We start from the raw sequence: 20,044 nt of genomic DNA, 5'->3' as shown, positions 1-20,044 counted from the left end.
TTTCTAAGTATAAATAATTAAGGAAGCTATGGTAAAACCGAAAGCACCCGGGTATAGACTTCTAAAACAGAGGGAAAATATGGATAGTCAAATTAAGGAGGTTTAATTATGGCAGAGAACAAAGATTTGGATACCTCAAACGAACAAGATGCGAAACGTGAAACACTGACAACGCGGCAGGGTCATCCTGTAAAAGATAATCAAAACATCCGTACGATTGGAAACCGTGGCCCAGCGACATTAGAGAATTATCATTTTATTGAAAAAATTTCCCATTTCGATCGAGAAGAAGTGCCGGAGCGTGTGGTACACGCAAGAGGTGCTGGAGCATTTGGTTATTTTGAAACGTATGGAAAAGTTGGAGATGAACCGGCTGAGAAGTACACCCGGGCGAAAGTTTTTTCTGGTGCAGGGAAGAGAACACCGTTAATGGTTCGTTTTTCCACCGTAGCAGGAGCGAAAGATTCACCGGAAACAGCAAGAGACCCTCGTGGCTTTGCAGTAAAAATGTATACAGAAGATGGCAATTGGGATTTGGTAGGGAACAACCTGAAAATTTTCTTTATCCGTGATGCGATGAAATTCCCTGATATGATTCATGCGTTTAAAGCCGATCCAGTTTCGAACGTACCTAATCCTGAGCGGATGTTCGACTTTGTATCCCGTACACCCGAAGCTACGCACATGATTACATTCTTGTTCTCACCATGGGGAATTCCAGCAACTTACCGCCACATGCAGGGCAGCGGTGTAAATACATATAAATGGGTAAATGAAAAAGGTGAGGCAGTGCTGGTGAAGTATCACTGGGAGCCGAAGCAAGGGATACGAAACTTAACACAGGAAGAGGCAAACTCTATTCAAGCCAAGAACGTCGGTCATGCAACTCAGGATTTATTTGAAGCGATTGAACGTGGAGACTATCCGGAATGGGAGCTCTTTGTGCAGATCATGGAGGATGATTACCATCCTGAACTTGATTTTGATCCGCTCGATGATACTAAGCTTTGGCCGGAGGATAAGTTCCCGTGGCTGCCAGTTGGCCGTATGGTCCTTGATCGCAATCCAGTGGATTACCATGCAGAAATTGAGCAGGCCGCGTTCGGTACAGGGGTTCTTGTCGATGGAATGGACTTCTCTGATGATAAAATGCTGCAAGGCCGTACCTTTTCTTATTCCGATACGCAGCGCTATCGCATAGGTGCTAACTATCTGAAACTGCCAGTGAACGCACCGAAAGCACCTGTTCGCACGAACCAGCATCGTGGCCAAATGGATATTCGTGATCCAAAAGAGTCTGGAAAGAATCCGCATATTAACTATGAACCATCAATGAAAGGCGGCTTTAAGGAAGCTCCTGAAGAAGGCCATTCACCTCATCATCCAACGTATAATGCGGAAGCCTTGAGTGCACCAATTGATCGTCCAAACAACTACGATCAAGCGGGACATACATACCGCAGCTTTGATGATTGGGAGCACGATGAACTAATCAAAAACCTATCCGAAGCATTGGCAGTATGTGATAAAAGAATTCAAGATGCCATGATTGAGCACTTCACACAGGCTGATGAAAATTATGGCCGCCGTGTGAAGGAAGGAATCGAAAAAGTAATGAACGAACTGCAGGAAATGAATGCAGAAAGTAAAATTCCTGGCCGTGAAGCTGGTAAATCGAAATATGGACAGGGTTCAATCGCTGAGAACGAAGCAACTAAAGAAGCTGTGGAGAAAAGCCACGAAACTGATCCTTATTAACGTAATCTAAAGATGCAAGGGCTATCCCGAAGGTTAGTAAATCTGACTGAAGGGCAGCCCTTTATTTTTACCCGCTTCATGTCCTTGATCAGATGTTACTGATCCCCAATGCGTTAAATATCACCAATAACAGAAATAGAGACCTGTTCCAAAGACCTAAAAAAGAGGGAGTGGTTCTTCGTTACATAGTTTCTTACTATAACCAGCCCGATTCCCTGGCTGATCGATCAATTAAACCTCACTATCCAAATACTCCTCAGATACTGCTATAAACTCCCTAACTGCAAACGATAAATATTTATCCTTTTTCCAAATCATGCCTAGCTCCAAATTTACCGCAGATTCAGAGATAGGGAGCACAATAAGTTCTCTATTGTTAATATCATTGCATATTTTACTGGGCAATAATGCGACTCCCAGTTTTCCTTCGACCATTCCCAGCAGGAAGTCTTTTTGGGAGCTTTCACATACGATATTGGGCTGGAAGTTGTTTTTCAAGCATTCTTCTATAATCAGGTCGTAAAGTGTGAAGTCTTTTCGGTATAAAATAAAGGGCTCATTTGCTAATTCTGAGAAGTGGACTTCTTTTTGTGAAGCCAAAGGGTGTTCTCGGTGGACAATTAACTTTAATGGATCCTTTAAGACATTAATGATTTCAAAACTGCTGCCTTGTGCCGGCACTGTGCAAATCAAGCCAATATCCAGAGAACCGTCTTCAACGCCTTTTTTGATTTTTTTCGTTCCTACTTCAGTTAATGTAAACGTTATGAGCGGAAATTTCTCTTTATACTGGCTGATCAACTTAGAAAAGAAGGCCGCACCTACTATTGGGGGAATGCCGATCCTTATCTCTCCGCTCTTAAGCTCCATAATATCTGTTAGCTCCAAAGTCAGATTTTTAAAGGCGTGAAGTACTTTCTTTGCATTGATTAAAACCGCTTTACCTGCATCGGTTAATTCTAATTGTTTCGAAGAGCGGTAAAACAATGGAACTCCTAATTCGACTTCCAGATTTTTTATGGCTTTACTAATAGAAGGCTGTGTTACATGCAGTGTTTGCGATGCTTTTGTAAAACTTAAATGCTGGGCGACTTCCGCAAAATACTCTAAATGCCTTATGTCCAACAGAACTCTCTCCTTTAATTATGTTATCCCTATAACCAAAAGGAATAAAGTATATAGATTATATGTATTTCATTTATAGGTAACTCTCATTATATAATAAACTACAATATCAGAATACTGAAAATTATCAATGTTCAAATCAATAATAAAGGGAGCTGGTTAAGATGGATTTACAAAAAGAATCACTATTACTTCATGAGAAATTTAAAGGGAAATTATCTATCGACGTGAAAATGCCACTGAATAGTATGAAGGATTTAAGCTTAGCCTATTCCCCAGGAGTGGCAGAACCGTGCCGGCAGATTCATAATGTTCCTGAGAAAGTCTATGATTATACCATTAAAGGCAATTTAATTGCGGTCGTTTCTGACGGAACTTCCGTATTGGGGCTCGGAGATATTGGCCCAGAGGCATCCATGCCTGTTATGGAAGGGAAGGCTGCTCTTTTCAAAGCTTTCGCGGGGATTGACGCTGTTCCTATTTGCCTTGATACAAAGGATCCTGATGAAATTATAAAAACGGTGAAACTGCTGCAGCCATCATTTGGTGGCATTAATCTAGAAGATATTGCTGCACCAAATTGCTTTTATATTGAGGAACGCCTAAAGCAAGAAATGAACATACCTGTCTTTCATGATGATCAGCATGGAACAGCAATCGTAACCGCCGCTGGATTAATAAACGCGTTAAAGCTGGTAAATAAAAAGGCTGACGAAATCAAAGTAGTAGTTAATGGAGCGGGCGCTGCCGGAATTGCAATTATAAAACTATTAATAACAATGGGTGTCAAGGATATCATTATGTGCGATACAAAGGGAGCCATTTATGATGGCCGGCAAGTAAGAATGAACCCGATCAAAGAATCTGTAGCCAGAATCACAAATAAAGCGAAACGCCAAGGGCTGCTGGAGGATGTCATTGCAGGTGCTGATGTATTTATTGGGGTTTCTTCTGCGGGGGCATTAACAAAGGAAATGGTGCAAACGATGAACCGTGACTCGATCATTTTTGCAATGGCCAATCCTATACCGGAAATTATGCCAGATGAAGCCAAAGAGGCGGGTGCTAAAGTTGTTGGAACCGGCCGCTCTGATTTGCCTAACCAGGTAAACAATGTTCTTGCATTTCCAGGAATATTCAGAGGTGCATTAGATGTAAGGGCTACCGATATTAATGATGAAATGAAGATGGCTGCTGTGGAAGCTATTGCAGGTTTAATTGATTGCAATGAATTGTCCCCGGATTATGTAATACCGGGACCGCTGGATAGCAGAGTGGTTCCAGCTGTTAGAGATGCTGTAGTGAAGGCAGCCCAGGAAACAGGAGTTGCCAGTAAGGAAATCTTAAAGAGTGATTTGGTAAACCAATAATAATAAAATTTTTTTGCCCGCGGTTGGGATGTCTAGGCTTGGTGTCCAGGCCAGAACGAACATAGATTACTTGCTTTCGTCAATTAACATTTAGCATTGATAGTCTATAAATAAGGGAGAATGATAACGATGAAAGTATACGAAGTAATTGAAACGAAGGAATTGTTCTGTGGTGAGATCATGGAAGACTATTACATCATTTATGAACAAACAGAGAATAAGGTCTTTGAAACGAAAGATAATTATCTATTTCAAAAGGAGAGCTTTGTTGTAAGGACCATTAATATATATAAAGGAAATTCTAATTCCACTTTACAAAAAGTTAAAACATACCCTATTAAGGACATAAGAAATATTCGCAAAATTATCGTAAATGACTTTCCGGGCTTATTTAAAAAGGTTCAGTTTGCCAGTTGAAAAGGATTATACAATAAATAAGCACCTGCCCTCTGGCTGCTTTTAAAGTGAAAATGAATGTGACAAGTCAATTTTATAGAAAGCTTTAAAAGAGGATAAAAAGGCAGTCTCTCGATTAGTGAGACTGTCCTTTTTTGTGCTAAGCTCTATCATTCATCTATAGAAGGAAACATATAGAATGCCACCTTCTCATGAGGGATTCTGCATAAAAGCACCCCATTTATTTAATATCATGCCAGCCAGCACATTCACTAACCTTTAATAGTGGAAAAACATATTTTCTATATGTATTATAGTTACACGTCTAACTGTGAAAAATAATAGATCTAAAATGGTTTTACCATAAGTGCTATTTGGGAATATTTCAGGAGTGATTTAAAAAAGGGGTGGAGTAATGATTCAGTTTGAAAATGTGTCAAAACGGTATCCTGATGGTACTCATGCTGTTCATTCAATAAATTTAAACATAAAGGAAGGAGAGTTTTTTGTTATTATCGGACCAAGCGGGTCGGGAAAAACAACTGCGTTAAAAATGATCAATAGGCTTATTCCTCTAACAGAGGGGACAATCCTGATCAATGGCAAAAGGGTAAGCGATTATGATATTCATGAATTACGCTGGGATATCGGATACGTCCTCCAGCAAATTGCTCTTTTTCCGCACATGACGATTGGGGAAAATATCGCTATCGTTCCGGAATTGAAAAAATGGGATCATGATAAAATTCAAAAGCGGATCGATGAGCTGCTGGAAATGGTTGGACTGGAGCCGGAAATCTATCGAAATCGCATGCCGCACGAGCTTTCTGGAGGACAGCAGCAAAGAGTGGGTGTGACGAGGGCGTTAGCAGCCAATCCTGCAATTGTTCTAATGGATGAGCCTTTTAGTGCGCTGGATCCATTGAGCAGGGAAAAGCTTCAGGATGACCTATTGCATCTTCAGCAGAAAATTAAAAAAACGATCGTTTTCGTAACACATGATATGAAGGAAGCTTTAAAGCTTGGTGACAGGATATGTGTGATGAAGGATGGAGAAATCATACAAATTGGTACTCCAGCGGAACTTCTTGCCAATCCTGTAAATGAATTTGTCCGAAATTTCGTTGGGGAAGAGCAGGGAATCGCAATGTCAGGTTTTAATATACATAATCTCATTCTGCAAGCATCAGAGTATGAAATTTCTCAAATTGACCGTACAATTTCCGCATCCACTTCAATGGATGAGACACTTAAAGAATTAGCAGAATATGATGAGCTTGTTGTTGAAGACGATGGAAAAGTAATCGGAATCATCAACAGGCAGGCAATCATTCGCCAGCTGGCTGGCGGAATGCAAAAAGAGGTGAGATAAATGGGTACCCTCAGTTCTGTTTTTAATGAAAGAAGAGGCCAGCTTTTTAGTGTTCTGATTGAGCATATTCAAATTTCTTTAATTGCTTTATTTTTCGCCGTGTTAATAGCAATTCCGCTTGGGATTTATCTAACAAAAAAGAAAAAAATCGCAGAGGGGATCATTGGGGTTACAGCCGTTTTACAGACAATTCCTTCGTTAGCGTTGCTTGGACTGCTGATTCCTTTGTTTGGAATTGGCAAAGTGCCCGCCATTATTGCACTGGTCGTATATTCGCTGCTGCCTATTTTAAGAAATACATACACAGGCATTAAGGAAGTTGATTCCTCCATCATAGAGGCGGCAAGTGCCATGGGAATGAATAGGCGAAAACGGCTCATGAAGGTAGAGCTTCCTTTAGCCATGCCAGTCATTATGGCCGGAATCCGCACGGCTATGGTGTTAATTGTAGGAACGGCTACTCTTGCAGCCCTTATTGGGGCAGGCGGCCTAGGGGAACTCATACTGCTTGGAATTGACAGAAATAATACAACCCTTATCATTCTTGGAGCGATACCAGCCGCCTTACTGGCCATTCTTTTTGATATGCTTCTGCGCAGATTTGAGCATATGTCCTTTAAAAAGTCTCTAACTGCATTGGGTGTTTTCATCGCAGCGATGATAGTGGTAATGGCCATGCCGTTACTGGCAAAAGAACCTGAAGAGGATATCGTCATAGGCGGAAAAATGGGATCTGAACCGGAAATCCTTATCAATATGTATAAGCTGCTGATTGAAAATGAAACAGATCTTAACGTAGAGCTAAAGCCTGGGCTAGGGAAGACTTCGTTTGTATTTAATGCTCTGAAGTCTGGGAGCATCGATGTTTATCCCGAGTTTACCGGAACAGCCATTGCTGAATTTTTAAAAGAAACAGCCGTGAGCACGGACCGGGGAGAGGTATATGAGCAGGCAAGAAAGGGAATGCAGGAACAGTTTGATATGGAACTGCTAAAACCAATGGCCTTTAATAATACATATGCATTGGCAGTACCTGATCAAATGGCCAGTGAGTTTCAGCTTCAAACCATTTCGGATCTCCAGACTGTCGAGCAAAATATTAAAGCAGGCTTTACACTTGAATTCTCCGATCGGGAGGACGGATATCGAGGCATTCAAAAGCTTTATGGCCTTGATTTTCCAACCGTACTGACAATGGAACCTAAACTTCGTTATGGTGCGATTGAAAAAGGTGAAATAAACCTGGTGGATGCTTACTCTACAGATAGTGAAATTGCTAGGTATAACCTTACTGTATTAGAGGATGATAAAAATCTATTTCCGCCATATCAAGGTGCACCTATGTTAAGAGAAGAAACTGCAGAAAATTATCCGGAATTGGTAAAAGCCTTAAACCAGCTGGGCGGGAAAATAAGCGATGACGAAATGCGTGAAATGAACTATAAAGTAAATGTTGATGGTGCAAGTCCTGAAGAGACAGCCAGAGAGTATTTAGAGAAAGAGGGATTTCTTAAATAAGAATGGAGAAAACCGTTTGGAATGAACATTTCCGGACGGTTTTTATTATTTATTGACTTGGTATCACCCATGATTCTGGCATCAGATGTTCATATTTAAGGATTGGTAAATTGTCGGTATTAAAGCATCGCCAAAAACATACATTCTTCTTAATCATGTTTAGATTTTTAGGAGTATGAGGAGAGGATGCCGTGAACTTCGAAATGCAGAAAGCGAATCTGCTGGCTGAAAATATAAATGATTTTATCAATTTTGTTGAAAAAAATCTTGATAACAATATCTTCAATTTGGATAGGAATAAATTGTATCAAATAAAACTTATTGTTGAGGATTATAAGTTTCACATACTTGCAGCTGAACTTTTAAGAATTAATCGGTTCACTTGGGATGAAAAGTACACTCATTTATTGGTTGATCGATTTAGAAAAGGATTGAGCATTATCGATGAATTTATAGAAAGAAACTACAATGACCTATTCATGGTGACAGGGAGAATATATACTTTAAAAAATCTTAGCTCATCCTTTACAGATTTTTAAGAAATAGCAAAAGCAGCGAAACATACAGTCCCTAACAAAAAATAGATCAGCCAACTCATGAGGCTGATCTATTTTTGATGGACAAAAACCAGAAATGGCCTTCATAAGGTCGAAGAAGGCAAAAAACCAGTCGAAGAGTTATAGAAAAGGCCTTCACAAGGTCAATGAAGGCCAAAAACCAGTCGAAGAGTTATAGAAAAGGCCTTCACAAGGTCAATGAAGGCCAAAAACCAGTCGAAGAGTTATAGAAAAGGCCTTCATGAGGTTACTGAAGGCCAAAAACTAATCAAACAGTTAAAGAAAGGGCCTTCATAAGGTTACTGAAAGCCAAAAACTAATCAAACAGTTAAAGGAAAGGCCATCATCAGGTCAATGAAGGCCAAAAACCAGTCGAAAAGTTAAAGAAAGGGCCATCATAAGGTTACTGAAGGCCAAAAACTAATCGAAGAGTTAAAGAAAAGGCCATCATCAGGTCAATGAAGGCCAAAAACCAGTCGAAGAGTTATAGAAAAGGCCTTCACAAAGTCAATGAAGGCCAAAATATAGTCGAAAAGTTAAAGAAAGGGCCATCATAAGGTTAATGAAGGCCAAAAACTAGTCGAAGAGTTATAGAAAAGGCCTTCACAAGGTCAATGAAGGCCAAAAACCAATCGAAGAGTTAAAGAAAGGGCCATCATAAGTTCAATGAAGGCCAAAAACCAGTCGAAGAGTTATAGAAAAGGTCTTACAAGGTCTGAAGGCCAAAATATAGTCGAAAAGTTAAAGAAAGGGCCATCATAAGTTCAATGAAGGCCAAAAACCAGTCGAAGAGTTATAGAAAAGGTCTTAACAAGGTCAATGAAGGCCAAAATATAGTCGAAAAGTTAAAGAAAGGGCCATCATAAGGTTACTGAAGGCCAAAAACCACTCAAAGATTTGTAAAAACACCTTTCATAAAGTACTGCTAAAAAATCATTGTTCTAATCCATGTTTTCTAACGACTGCTTCATTTTCAAGCATATCCCACATGCCTTCATCTTCCATTCCTAATCTCCAAAGCGCCAGGCCTCTTATGCCAAGGCGGTCTGCAAGTTCAGCTTTGGCTTTAATACTTGACCGATTTTCAAACCATACCTCATGATTAACCCCGTTTGCATCTGTATAGGCGAACATCGGGGTTTGTGTTTCTTCATCAAATATAATTTCTTTATTATATTGCTCCGCCAGTGCCATCGCACGATCAAATGATGCATAGGCAGCACGGCCTGTTTCAAGATTAAAGTCAAAACCGAATACAGACACAGCCGCCACGATTTTTTCTTTTGGCATGACGGTCATCGCATAGCGCAGGACTCTCTCCATTCGCCCGATAGACACAACCGGTCCCGGCCCGCTTCCAGGCCAGCCATGCTCGTTATAAAGCATAATGACAAATTGATCAGTTGGCTTATGAAGATTTGGATAATCAAACGGCTTCGCAAAAACACTCGGATCCTCTGGTCCTGTTTTGGATGGCACAGCGGTTGAGAAGAAATACCCCCGTTCATCAAAAACGCGGCCGATGATTTGGTATAACCGCGTTAAGCGATTTCGGTCCTCTTCCAGGACATCCTCGATATCAATATCGACACCATCTAAGCCATATCTTTCAACTAATCTGGCTAAATTTAAAGCAAAAGCATTCATATTCTGTTCAGATGAAACCAGTTCATGAACAACCTGCTTTGCCAGTTCAACTCCTTCTTCATATAAAAGGTTGTGGACAGTAGCCAGCATTTTTACATTATTGCGATGGCCGATTCGGACGAGCTGCCGTACTTCTTCATCCGTGAATTCCCCAAACTTCTCAATGGTTGTTGGATTATCTTTGCTGATTCTAAATAGGAATAATCCATTTTGCGAGATATTCGCTGTGTTTGCCACAAAGGATTCATAAGAACTTGGCAATGTAGGGCCTTCTGATAATGTATAATAACCTAAAATTTGTAAAGTTGGCACAGAGCCATCAAAGGCTCTTAAGGTGGATACAGTCTTGGAAATCCATCCGGGATCTCCATTGAATAACGCAACTTTATACCAATCTCCCTGAACACCAATTAGCGGAAGCCTTGCTCCACGGTCCATCTGGGCGATTGTATTAAAAGCAGTGCCTGGCCGCTGCCGGATATTTGCATTATCTGCGTTGACGACCACATCAGAGTATACCGGGATACTGAGTCTTTGCCCGATTGACAGATCCGGGCTTTCTAAATTATTCAAAACCATAATGCTCTCAGCAGTTGTATTGTATCTTCGGGCTATTTCATAGAGATAATCTCCCGCCTTCACCACATATTCCGTTTGTCTTTCCTCATCATTTTTTACTTCTGGAATAACGAAATGTTCTCCAATATAAACGAAATGGGACTGCAATTGATTCGCTTTTCTTAGTTCCTCGATGGAAACACCAAATTTAGCTGCAATTGTGGACAAACTGTCTCCAGGCTGAACCATATAAGTATTTCGCTGATTGTGAACTGGAACCGCCAATGACTGGCCGATATAAATCGTATTTGTCGGTAGGCGATTAGCATATTTAATACCATCAACATTTGTTTTGTATTTTCGCGCTATTGTATATAACGAATCTCCGGGCTGAACGATATAACGATCATTCATTCGCATCACATCTCCCTCACCAATGCATCTATATCTATATATGCATGGAGATGAGATTTTTGACAGTTATTTTTGGGCGGACCTGGCTGACTGCTGTTAGGAGGGGAGAGTATGCTGGCCTCTTTCTTGTCCGTATTAATTTTGCAAAGGAAATATTGCATATAAGTCAGGAAATTATCCCTCTCCGAAACATCTCCGCAATTGCTTGTGTACGGTTTTGCGCCCCTAACTTTTTGATGGCTGTTTTAATATATTGATTGATGGTAACTTCACTGATAAACATGGAATCTGCCATAACTTTTATGCTTTCACCCCAGGAAATTCTTTTCATCACTTCCATTTCTCTTCGGCTTAAAAGCTGGGAACCTTCCGGGCCATTTGTTTTTTCGAGTATCTTTCCTACCTGGCGCCCATATTCGGTAAAAGAGGCAACCAGCTGATCCGTTATGTTTACATTATCCTGAAACTCATTTGTGCAGATATAGCCGATCGCCACAGAGCCAAAACATATGGGGACGGCCAGGAATGAATTCACATTAGAGGTGGTTATGTATTTAATGTTTACTTGCTTGAGGTACTCAATCCCTGAACAATATTTGGCTTTTCTCTCATAAAGAGCTGAGTAGATGAGCGGCAGCGAACGGATATCATCCCGGATATCCCTGATATGCAATAAACCGATAGAAGTTATTGCAATAATTCCTTCTCCTATGAACCCTAAGGGGGAGTACCTGAATAAATAGGCGTTTTTAACGGGGAAGGTATTCATATAAACCTCGAGAATTTTATACAGCTTCTCTTCATGCGTGTCCACCTCTTCTAAAATCTGGATATAGTCCAAAAAGGTAGAGTCAATTGTCATATTTTCACCTTCTTTATAGGGGTATTATATATAGAAAATTATGAATATTCAAATTAAAAATTAAATAGTAAGCTTTAACTAGAGTTAAATTAATTCTTCGAGAGGAGGATCGCAGGGTACTGGCAAGTATCACGAAAAAATGTAAACGTTTACAAAGGTGAGGGTTGTATAAAGTACGGTTTTTAAAGATGGAAACAAGCTCGCTTAAAAACATGAGGAGGTAGAAAGTATGTCATCCAATCAAAAATCGAACTCTCTTACGGATCTTGATGCAGTAATCGTAGGGGCAGGCTTTTCAGGATTGTATATGCTTTATCGTCTGCGTGAGGCAGGTTTTTCAACGCGTGTGTTTGAAGCAGGCGATAATGTAGGCGGAACATGGTATTGGAACCGGTATCCCGGTGCACGCTGTGATGTTGAAAGCATCTATTATAATTATACTTTTTCTGAGGAACTCATGAAGGAATGGAACTGGTCCGCCAAGTACGCAGAACAGCCTGAAATCTTGAGCTACATAAATTTTGTAGCAGATAAGTTTGATCTTCGCCGCGATGTGCAGTTCAATACACGCGTACTTTCAGCCCAATTTGACGAAAAGAAAAACAGATGGGATGTACAGTTAAATAACGGTGAAATTGTATCTGCTCAATATTTTATTACAGCAGTAGGCTGCTTGTCAGCGTCCAATGTACCTAAATTTAAAGGTTTGGAGTCATTTAAGGGTGAATGGTATCATACCGGCCACTGGCCTCATGAAAAAGTTGAGTTTAATGGAAAGCGTGTGGGCATTATTGGAACCGGCTCCAGTGGAATTCAAGCCATACCAGTCATTGCAAAGAAAGCGCAGCACCTTACAGTATTTCAGCGAACCCCGCAGTATAGCAGCCCAGCCAGAAATGCGCCGAACGATCCTGAATACCTAAATGATATTCGTGAAAATTACAGTGAAATCAGAGAAAAAATGCGTCATTCCATAACCGGCATTCCTGAAACCCCTCGAAATATCTCAGTGTTTGACGAAACCCCAGAAGAACGGCATCGGGTGTTTGAAGAAGCCTGGCAAAAAGGAGGACTTCTTTCCCTGACTTACACATATAATGACTTGTCCGTATCTCCTGAAGCAAATGAAATTGTGGCTGAGTTCATTCGCTTGAAGATCCGTGAAACCGTTAAAAGGCCGGAAGTGGCGGAAAAACTTCTACCGAAATTTTATTATGGCACGAAACGCACGATCATTGATACTGATTATTTTGAAACCTATAACCGTGATAATGTATCGCTGGTTGATGTTAAAAAAGCGCCGATCCAGGAAATTACTGCTTCTGGAGTAAGGACTGCAGATGCAGAATATGAGCTTGATATGATTGTGTTTGCAACAGGATTTGATGCCATGACCGGCCCGCTGTTTAAAATGGATATCCGCGGAAAAGATGGCGTCTCCCTGAAAGAAAAATGGGCGGGCGGATCGCAGACAAGGACATACCTCGGGCTTGGTACAGCAAGCTTCCCAAACATGTTCATGCTGACTGGACCTGAGAGCCCATCCGTTCTGAGCAATATGATGGTATCCATTGAGCAGCATGTGGAATGGGTATCAGATTGCATTAACTATTTGCGTGATCATAACCAGGCGGTCATTGAGGTTAAGGAAGAAGCGGAAAATACCTGGAGCAAGCATTGCCGGGAAATCGCCGACCAAACCCTATTCACCAAAACAGATTCCTGGTACATGGGGGCCAATATTGAAGGAAAAGCACGGGGCTTCCAAATCTATCTTGGCGGAGTTGGGACATACCGGAACATCTGTGATGAAGTGGCAGAAAAAGGCTATGAAGGTTTCACTTTGACTAGCGCAGAGAAAAGCGTTGTGAACTAAGGGAATCATGGATAGGGCAAGCTTTAGCCTTACACATACCTATTAAAATATTTAAGGGGGAAAAAGAATATGGCATTAGATCCGCAGGCAAAATTTTTATTGGAACAAATGGAGGCAATGGGTGCACCGCCAATGAGCTCTCTTACACCAGAAGAAGCAAGGCAGACAACAGATTTTAGTGCGCTGGCAGGAGAGCCTGAGGAAGTAGGAAAGGTTGAAAACAGAAAAATTTCGGGGCCAGGCGGAGACATTCCGGTCCGGATTTATACGCCAAAAGGGGAAGGACCATTTCCAGCACTAGTTTACTATCATGGCGGAGGCTGGGTCATTGGTGACCTGGAAACAGTCGAAGTGCCATGCCGGCTATTAACAAATCTGGCCAATTGTGTGGTAGTTTCAGTGGATTACAGATTGGCTCCAGAACAAAAATTCCCGGCAGCGGCAGATGATTCATATGCAGCAGCCAAGTGGGTGGCGGAAAATGCAGCTTCCATTGCTGTAGATCCGAGCCGGATTGCAGTAGGCGGCGACAGTGCCGGCGGAAACCTTGCAGCCGTTGTTGCCTTGATGGCCAGAGATAAAGGTGAAATTTCACTGGCCTATCAAATGCTAATCTATCCAGTAACCAATCACTCCTATGCAACTGAGTCTTATACTGAAAATGCAGATGGCTATCTGTTAACGAAAGACAGCATGGTCTGGTTCTGGAACCATTATTTACGAAATGAAGAGGACGGAAAGAATCCGTATGCCTCTCCGCTGAAGGCAAAAGACCTGAGCGGACTACCTCCTGCATTGGTTCTCACGGGGGAATTCGACCCGCTCCGTGATGAAGGCGAAGCCTATGCACAACGCCTGAAAGAAGCAGGAGTACCAGTCGAAGCGAAACGCTATGACGGCATGATACACGGCTTCTTCTGGATGCCGGGTGTGCTGGAGCAGGGAAGAAAATCCATTGAGCAGGCGGCAGATGCATTGAATCGGATTTTTCAAGGCAGTGTTGCGTCTAAATAATAGAAAGGGAAGGACACTTCATTTCGGGGAGTGTCCTTTTCTTTTGGTTTTTGTAGAGGAGATAATTTAAAGTTTTAGACAAAACTCGGTGAAGCTGTTAAAAAGGATTTCAGGGATCCAAGCCAAGCGAAAAAGGTCGCCATGGAGTTGTCATGTCGACGAAAATGGAAGCAGGGAAAGAAGAATGGTCTTCATAGAGCTCTTATGAAGAAGAAAATGTATGTCAGGAAAGAAGAAAGGTCTTCATGGAGCTTTCAGGACGACGAAAACGGAAGCCGGGACAGAAAAAGGGTCTCATATTAATTCACAAATCATGTCAATAGGAAACAGGTGCCTCACAAACAATTATCTAAAAGATGATTGGTTTCCTAAAGGAGAAAGTGCTGGATGCGGGAGAATGATTCTCCTGCTTTTTTCTAAAAATCTATAGAAAGTTGTTTGGTGTTTAACTATAATAATAGAAATATTTCAACCGAGGTGCAGCATAATATTAGGGAAAATCATTAAATTTTACAGAGAAAAAGCAGGCCTTACACAGGGGCAGCTGGGGGAAGGGATTTGTTCCGTTACCCATTTAAGTAAAATTGAACGGGGAATCACAGAATATTCAGGGGAAATTACACATCTGCTTGCCAAGAAACTTAACATTAATCCCGAAGGTGAAATGAATCGTTATGATGAGCTTTCCAAAAGGCTGAATGAATGGCATGAACACATGATTATGCAGCGTATTCATGAATCAGAAACACTTAAAAACGAACTGGAAGAAGAATCACTTATCCATATGCCAGAATTTCAACTATTATATTGCATGCTCTCAGCAAGATATTATTTATCTGTGAATCAGTTGGATTCAGCTTATAAGATCATACAGAGACTTCAAAAGAACGATACGGCACTTTCAGCTTATGACCATAATATGTTAAAGCATATTTTGGGAATCTATTATTTTCTAACCGGGCAATATCGTGATTGCATCAGCAGCTTAACCTCAATCGACCAAGACCATTACCATCATGAAGAATATTATTATCATTTGGCAATTGCTTACCATTCAATCCATTCGAATATTACAGCCTACTATTATGGTAAAAAGGCTCTTCAATATTTTCAGCGAACCTTAAACATCCTGCGCATTATTGATACAGAAATGCTTTTAATCATCCAGCTCAACTCAAAGGAGCTGCATGATTTCATTGAGACAAAAGAAAAATATGAACAGCTCATTAAATTATGTGATGCCTGCAATTCGGGTGACAGGAAATCCAAGCTCTATTATAATCTTGGTTTTGAATACTTTCGTCGAAAGAAATATTGGGATTCAGCTGCTCTCTATAAGGAAGCACTTAAATTAACGGATAAAAACGCCCCTCATTACTTAACAGCCTTGGATGGATATATACATACCTGCTATAAAGGCAGCCTGGAATCCCGTGCAACATTAATCGAACTAGCGGAAAAAGGGCTGAAGCAGGCAAAGGAAATAGATTCTTACACGCTGATCAATTTTCAGCTGCATCTTCATTTGCTAAAAGATGAAGAAGAAAATTACTATCAACTTTAGAGAAGAATCAGCCCTTCCTTTCTTTAAGAAAATTGGCTATGGCATTTTAATCGACCATTACGAGAGAAAGCTATTTCATTATTACTCTAAAAAGGGAGCCGACCAAAAAGCATTGGAATTGGCAAGCTCGTTTATTGGCAAGCAAAAAAGCTACTATGATTATGACTAGAAAAATAGGCTTGTTCACCGATGTCAGCCGGTAACAAGCCTTTATTGTATTTTACCTTATCGCCCCATGCGGCAGCACAGCATGGACTCCTTTTACCCCATTTACCACCTGTGTAATTCTTAAATCAACCGTTACACTTGCTAATGCTAGTGCTTCAGCTTTTCCAAGCCTATGTGTCTCCTGGATCCATTCCACCATTCCATTCAAAGCATCGGCTGCTGCAGTATTCAAATCCTCATTAAAACCAAATGTAATCCAGCCTGCTGGAGTATTGGCTCTTGGCAGCTTTAACTGCAAATCTTCTCTAACCGTTAACGTAATATCAACTAAATCCATTGGACATTCGATGGCTGTCCCGGATACTTCCCCGTCTCCCTGTGCCGCATGGCCATCACCAATGGAGAAAAGAGCTCCTTCTGCTGAAATCGGCAAATACAAGGTGCTTCCTCTACCAAGCTCTTTGCAATCAATATTCCCGCCGCAATAGCGAGGTGGAGAAGTTGAATGAACCCCTGGCTCTGCAGGTGCAACGCCCATCAATCCGATGAATGGATTAAGGGCTACATGAATTGGACGGCCAGCAATCTGGCTGGTCCCCGTCATGGTGACCGGATTCAGTTCCCAATCCAATTGAATTCGCTCTCCGCCAGTTAAACCAAGCTGATCGTTCTGCCAGCTTTTATTGCCTCCAGCCCAATTTCGTCCATACCATCCAGGCACTACATCATTAAGCTTTACTTCCAAAACCATTCCAGGCTTGGCCTTTTTGATTTCGATAGGTCCTACCATCGGATGTCCCGGCTTCTCCTCATTCTCTTTTGAATGAAAAACAACGCGCTCTTCATCCATTGTGCCTGAATACCCCCATTGGATATCTGGCGTTTGCAGCCGGACGGAATCTCCCGAATCTATGGTTAAAATAGGCTGGTATACATTGCTGAATGAACCGTGCAGATGCTGGTCTTTTATTGAAAGTGTATGAATCATAGATGTTCTCCCCTTAATCGTTTATTATGTACATTTTTCAGCTTTGGTTAGTAATCTAAGCAGTCTTATTTCTCAGGATATTATTTCGATGCTTTTTATTAAATAATGTTGTATTCGTGCCTACATAAACGCCTGTTAAAACGAAGCCTGCCCCAATGGCATGAGCCAATGTGAAGGTTTCACCCAAAAAGAGGGTAGCCATAATAACTGCTGAAACTGGCATCACATTTATGAAAATAGAAGCCTTGGCTGCACCCACTTCTTTAATTCCGTTGTAATACATAACAAAGGATACGACTGTAACGAAAATGCTCATATGGGCAATAGCAGTCCAAGTTGTCATGCTGGCTTGCTGGACATCCTGCCATGATGTCTCAGATAAAGCAAATGGCAGCAGAAAGACTGTTCCGTATGCAACTGCATAAGTGGTGGATTCAACAGAGCTAAATTTCTTGAGTACGATTTTACCCACGACACTGTACAGGGCCCAGCTCACAACAGCTCCCAGCAATACAAAGTCAATCGGTTCAAAACCATATTGGAAAAGGGTGAGAAGATGACCGTCCGTAATGATAAATGCAACCCCTGTCAGAGCAATTCCCATCCCAATGATGTTGTTTCTTGTAATCTTCTCTTTTAAAAATAACCCTGATAAAAGCACGATAAGAACTGGATTTGAAGCAATAAATAAAGAGCTTTTAATAACCGGTGCATGTTTGGTAGCTAAAAAGAAACAGATATTATACAGGGCAATTCCAGTTAAGCCAAGAACGGCAAACAAGCCATGGTCTTTTAAGGAAGGTCTCTTCCGATCTTTTTCCATAATCCACATAAGCGGGAAAAGCAGGAGAGCAGCTCCCAAAAATCGCAAAAAAGCAACCGTAGCCGGCTCAAAACTTTGCACGGCAAACTTTCCGGCAATAAACGCACTGCCCCAGGTGGCAGTTGCTAATGTAAGCATTCCATATGTAACCCATAATCTCTTTTTCAAATCTTCGCCTTCTTTTTAATTTTTTATAAATAGTATTATAGCATCTTTTTCGGAAGGCGAAATAGTTATTTTTTTAATAAAGGCATTCATTTAATATAGGAAAAAGGGAGGATGATCGGTTGTTATATTTTCTGATTCTTTGTCGATTTAAAGGAAAAAAGCGTTTATTTCCCTATATTTGTACTATAAAAATAGGAGAAAAACATAAATCCTGTCCATTTAATTAGCTGAAAATTCATACTTTCAACTCTATTAAAAGCCAAGGTCTTTCTATACTATTCTTTTAGAGTCCCGAATAAAAACGGGACTAAATTAAAGGGGTGAATACATATGAAGAAGATGAACATTGCAGGGAAAACCAGCATGCTGACAGCCATATTTGTATTGCTGTTCTCCACGCTTTCCTTCGCCGCGACAATTCCAGGAGGACCATCAACAGAAGGTAACACAAACATTAACAGCATGCTTTCTTATGAGGAGGTTGTTAAAACTCTCAAAAGCATCGAACAGACAAGCAACGGGAAAGTAGAAGTTTTTACTTTGGATCGATTCGGAAAATCAGAGCAGGGCAGAAGCATTTATGCAGCAAAGGTTGGTACTGGTGAAAAAAAGATCTGGATCCAGGCACAAATCCATGGGAACGAAAAATTGGTAACAGAGGCAGCGCTGCAGCTGTTAAAAACTTATGCAAGCAACAATTCCAAGGAAGTTCAAACAGTCCTTGAAGAGTCCACGCTATACTTTATTCCAATGTATAATCCGGATGGGGCGGAAATGAATACCCGCGGCACGAAGATTATGGAAACTGGACAATTACTGGATTTAAATCGTGATTGGGTGGAAGGCGGCTTTAAAGCTAAAGAATCAGAAGTGGTTTATTCCTATTGGGCTGAATTGAAGCCGGACTTCGCCATTGACTTGCATCATCAGGGATTGAAACAGGTTTATGGTACGAATGAAGCGACTTCTTTCTCCCTTGGAGTCTCTCTTGCTCCAAATGGGCCAACATTACCTGGTTATAAGAATTACAATGATGTAACCAGACAGATGCTGGCATACGTTTATGACGAAATGAGCGGATATGGCTATACTCATATCGACCGTTATCAGATTGTAGATAGCGAAAAACAGGTTGGCTACGATATTGATATTAAAGGCGGAGTTGTATCAGCCATGATGATGGGATTGAATTATAATGGTTTGAACCCTGACCATCACAGCCATCCGGCAGTATTTTTTGAAACAAAAGGAAATTCAAGCGATGGCAGCCTCGGCCAAAAATCGAATGGATACTTAACAAAACAAAACTATTTAGCCTTAAAATCCCTTGTTTATGGATATGTGACAGGAGAGGTCAATGAAGTTGATCCTGACCATTGGAATGATATACCTGCCTATCCTTTAGCAGGTTACTGGACGGATTATAACGGTATTGTTCCTGTTGGGGCATCAGGGTTTTAAGATAACCCCGAAAATAAAAATGAGCGGAAGCTGGTATTTATGCCAGCTTCTTTTTTACATCATTTATTGTTCTTCCTCTTTTCATTTTCACCCACCATATTCTTCACGTCTGCTGTCATTTTTTCAAAGGTCTGATTTACCCGATTCATTAACACTTCCTGATGAGTGTCGCTGTTCTGAAATTCATTTCGATTTTTAGCCATGTTGTTCACCTCCGTTAATAATAGAGTTTGTATAAGCAACCAAAATATTCCTCAAATTAATGTGGTTTGCATGAACCATAATGAATGCATTTTAGTATGATTGTAAAAAGAGTCTTTCGAATATATATGTGCCTGAAAGGGTAAATAATGAAGTAATAAGTTTAACTATATTAATATTTCCCTTTTTTGCATTCATTGTTTA

17 protein-coding genes and 1 pseudogene are annotated in these 20,044 nt (G+C 40.9%); 12 read left to right on the top strand and 6 right to left on the bottom strand.

Translation table 11 applies throughout. The features are described 5' to 3' along the window. Positions 1–108: 108 nt before the first annotated feature. Positions 109–1,758: a catalase gene (locus AC3ZVC_RS20065; RefSeq protein WP_490064941.1), complete on the top strand. Its 1,650-nt coding sequence runs from the start codon at positions 109–111 to the stop codon at positions 1,756–1,758. Positions 1,759–1,989: 231 nt separating this feature from the next. Here the strand turns inward: AC3ZVC_RS20065 and AC3ZVC_RS20060 are convergent, their stop codons facing one another. Then, on the bottom strand, positions 1,990–2,883 hold the full coding sequence (locus tag AC3ZVC_RS20060; protein WP_490064940.1) for a LysR family transcriptional regulator: 894 nt from the start codon (positions 2,881–2,883) through the stop codon (positions 1,990–1,992). Positions 2,884–3,047: 164 nt separating this feature from the next. On the opposite strand from AC3ZVC_RS20060, the gene ystJ reads away from it, so the two are divergent. From ystJ to AC3ZVC_RS20035, 5 genes are all read left to right on the top strand, one after another. Beyond that, entirely contained in the window at positions 3,048–4,253 is a 1,206-nt protein-coding gene (ystJ, locus tag AC3ZVC_RS20055; RefSeq protein ID WP_490064939.1) for an NADP-dependent malic enzyme, read from the top strand. A 129-nt stretch (positions 4,254–4,382) separates the two neighbouring features. Further along, entirely contained in the window at positions 4,383–4,670 is a 288-nt protein-coding gene (locus AC3ZVC_RS20050; protein ID WP_490064938.1) for a hypothetical protein, read from the top strand. Positions 4,671–5,064: 394 nt separating this feature from the next. Further along, positions 5,065–6,021 carry an ABC transporter ATP-binding protein gene (locus AC3ZVC_RS20045; RefSeq protein ID WP_490064937.1) on the top strand — a complete coding sequence of 319 codons (957 nt, stop codon included), beginning with the start codon at positions 5,065–5,067 and terminating at the stop codon, positions 6,019–6,021. Continuing rightward, entirely contained in the window at positions 6,022–7,539 is a 1,518-nt protein-coding gene (opuFB, locus tag AC3ZVC_RS20040; RefSeq protein WP_490064936.1) for an osmoprotectant update ABC transporter permease/substrate-binding subunit OpuFB, read from the top strand. A 191-nt stretch (positions 7,540–7,730) separates the two neighbouring features. Then, a complete protein-coding gene (locus AC3ZVC_RS20035; RefSeq protein ID WP_490064935.1) occupies positions 7,731–8,078 on the top strand; it encodes a hypothetical protein in 348 nt (115 codons plus the stop codon). A 951-nt stretch (positions 8,079–9,029) separates the two neighbouring features. On the opposite strand, the gene AC3ZVC_RS20030 is transcribed toward AC3ZVC_RS20035, so the two are convergent. Further along, positions 9,030–10,715 carry a LysM peptidoglycan-binding domain-containing protein gene (locus tag AC3ZVC_RS20030; protein ID WP_490064934.1) on the bottom strand — a complete coding sequence of 562 codons (1,686 nt, stop codon included), beginning with the start codon at positions 10,713–10,715 and terminating at the stop codon, positions 9,030–9,032. 166 nt (positions 10,716–10,881) lie between these two features. Continuing rightward, positions 10,882–11,577, bottom strand: a complete 696-nt coding sequence (locus AC3ZVC_RS20025; RefSeq protein WP_490064933.1) for a response regulator transcription factor — start codon at positions 11,575–11,577, stop codon at positions 10,882–10,884. A gap of 229 nt (positions 11,578–11,806) precedes the next feature. Here AC3ZVC_RS20025 and AC3ZVC_RS20020 point away from each other — a divergent pair, with 229 nt between their 5' ends. The 5 genes and pseudogenes from AC3ZVC_RS20020 to AC3ZVC_RS20000 all read left to right on the top strand — a co-directional run bounded on the left by AC3ZVC_RS20020 (position 11,807) and on the right by AC3ZVC_RS20000 (position 16,200). Next, complete coding sequence (locus tag AC3ZVC_RS20020; protein WP_490064932.1) at positions 11,807–13,453, top strand: flavin-containing monooxygenase; 1,647 nt, start codon at positions 11,807–11,809, stop codon at positions 13,451–13,453. A gap of 69 nt (positions 13,454–13,522) precedes the next feature. Then, on the top strand, positions 13,523–14,467 hold the full coding sequence (locus tag AC3ZVC_RS20015) for an alpha/beta hydrolase (protein ID WP_490064931.1): 945 nt from the start codon (positions 13,523–13,525) through the stop codon (positions 14,465–14,467). Between the two features lie 451 nt (positions 14,468–14,918). Then, positions 14,919–15,065, top strand: a pseudogene (locus AC3ZVC_RS20010) (helix-turn-helix domain-containing protein); the annotation flags it as partial. Between the two features lie 66 nt (positions 15,066–15,131). Next, positions 15,132–16,031, top strand: a complete 900-nt coding sequence (locus tag AC3ZVC_RS20005) for a helix-turn-helix domain-containing protein (protein WP_490064930.1) — start codon at positions 15,132–15,134, stop codon at positions 16,029–16,031. Beyond that, positions 16,003–16,200 (top strand): hypothetical protein, encoded by a 198-nt coding sequence (locus AC3ZVC_RS20000; RefSeq protein WP_490064929.1) that lies wholly within the window; start codon positions 16,003–16,005, stop codon positions 16,198–16,200. The genes AC3ZVC_RS20005 and AC3ZVC_RS20000 overlap by 29 nt, the downstream gene beginning before the upstream one ends. A gap of 51 nt (positions 16,201–16,251) precedes the next feature. On the opposite strand, the gene AC3ZVC_RS19995 is transcribed toward AC3ZVC_RS20000, so the two are convergent. Then, on the bottom strand, positions 16,252–17,187 hold the full coding sequence (locus AC3ZVC_RS19995) for an acetamidase/formamidase family protein (protein ID WP_490064928.1): 936 nt from the start codon (positions 17,185–17,187) through the stop codon (positions 16,252–16,254). 55 nt (positions 17,188–17,242) lie between these two features. Continuing rightward, positions 17,243–18,178 carry a DMT family transporter gene (locus AC3ZVC_RS19990; RefSeq protein WP_490064927.1) on the bottom strand — a complete coding sequence of 312 codons (936 nt, stop codon included), beginning with the start codon at positions 18,176–18,178 and terminating at the stop codon, positions 17,243–17,245. A gap of 330 nt (positions 18,179–18,508) precedes the next feature. Between AC3ZVC_RS19990 and AC3ZVC_RS19985 the strand changes: the two genes are divergently transcribed. Next, positions 18,509–19,639 carry a M14 family zinc carboxypeptidase gene (locus AC3ZVC_RS19985; RefSeq protein WP_490064926.1) on the top strand — a complete coding sequence of 377 codons (1,131 nt, stop codon included), beginning with the start codon at positions 18,509–18,511 and terminating at the stop codon, positions 19,637–19,639. 59 nt (positions 19,640–19,698) lie between these two features. Here AC3ZVC_RS19985 and AC3ZVC_RS19980 read toward each other — a convergent pair whose 3' ends face one another. Then, positions 19,699–19,842 (bottom strand): hypothetical protein, encoded by a 144-nt coding sequence (locus AC3ZVC_RS19980; protein WP_490064925.1) that lies wholly within the window; start codon positions 19,840–19,842, stop codon positions 19,699–19,701. Positions 19,843–20,044: the final 202 nt, after the last annotated feature.

The organism is Cytobacillus sp. C11.1, assembly GCF_058145115.1.
Note: the sequence above shows the minus strand (reverse complement) of the source record. Positions and strands in the feature narration are given on the sequence as shown.

Bases quoted from the DNA above. Each gene is read 5' to 3' on its own strand.
- AC3ZVC_RS19995 (WP_490064928.1), bottom strand. From the start codon at position 17,187: ATGATTCATACACTTTCAATAAAAGACCAGCATCTGCACGGTTCATTC.
- AC3ZVC_RS20000 (WP_490064929.1), top strand. From the start codon at position 16,003: ATGAAGAAGAAAATTACTATCAACTTTAGAGAAGAATCAGCCCTTCCT.
- opuFB (WP_490064936.1), top strand. From the start codon at position 6,022: ATGGGTACCCTCAGTTCTGTTTTTAATGAAAGAAGAGGCCAGCTTTTT.
- AC3ZVC_RS20030 (WP_490064934.1), bottom strand. From the start codon at position 10,715: ATGAATGATCGTTATATCGTTCAGCCCGGAGATTCGTTATATACAATA.
- AC3ZVC_RS20020 (WP_490064932.1), top strand. From the start codon at position 11,807: ATGTCATCCAATCAAAAATCGAACTCTCTTACGGATCTTGATGCAGTA.
- AC3ZVC_RS20050 (WP_490064938.1), top strand. From the start codon at position 4,383: ATGAAAGTATACGAAGTAATTGAAACGAAGGAATTGTTCTGTGGTGAG.
- AC3ZVC_RS20065 (WP_490064941.1), top strand. From the start codon at position 109: ATGGCAGAGAACAAAGATTTGGATACCTCAAACGAACAAGATGCGAAA.
- AC3ZVC_RS20025 (WP_490064933.1), bottom strand. From the start codon at position 11,577: ATGACAATTGACTCTACCTTTTTGGACTATATCCAGATTTTAGAAGAG.
- AC3ZVC_RS20045 (WP_490064937.1), top strand. From the start codon at position 5,065: ATGATTCAGTTTGAAAATGTGTCAAAACGGTATCCTGATGGTACTCAT.
- ystJ (WP_490064939.1), top strand. From the start codon at position 3,048: ATGGATTTACAAAAAGAATCACTATTACTTCATGAGAAATTTAAAGGG.
- AC3ZVC_RS20015 (WP_490064931.1), top strand. From the start codon at position 13,523: ATGGCATTAGATCCGCAGGCAAAATTTTTATTGGAACAAATGGAGGCA.
- AC3ZVC_RS19980 (WP_490064925.1), bottom strand. From the start codon at position 19,842: ATGGCTAAAAATCGAAATGAATTTCAGAACAGCGACACTCATCAGGAA.
- AC3ZVC_RS20005 (WP_490064930.1), top strand. From the start codon at position 15,132: ATGAATCGTTATGATGAGCTTTCCAAAAGGCTGAATGAATGGCATGAA.
- AC3ZVC_RS19985 (WP_490064926.1), top strand. From the start codon at position 18,509: ATGAAGAAGATGAACATTGCAGGGAAAACCAGCATGCTGACAGCCATA.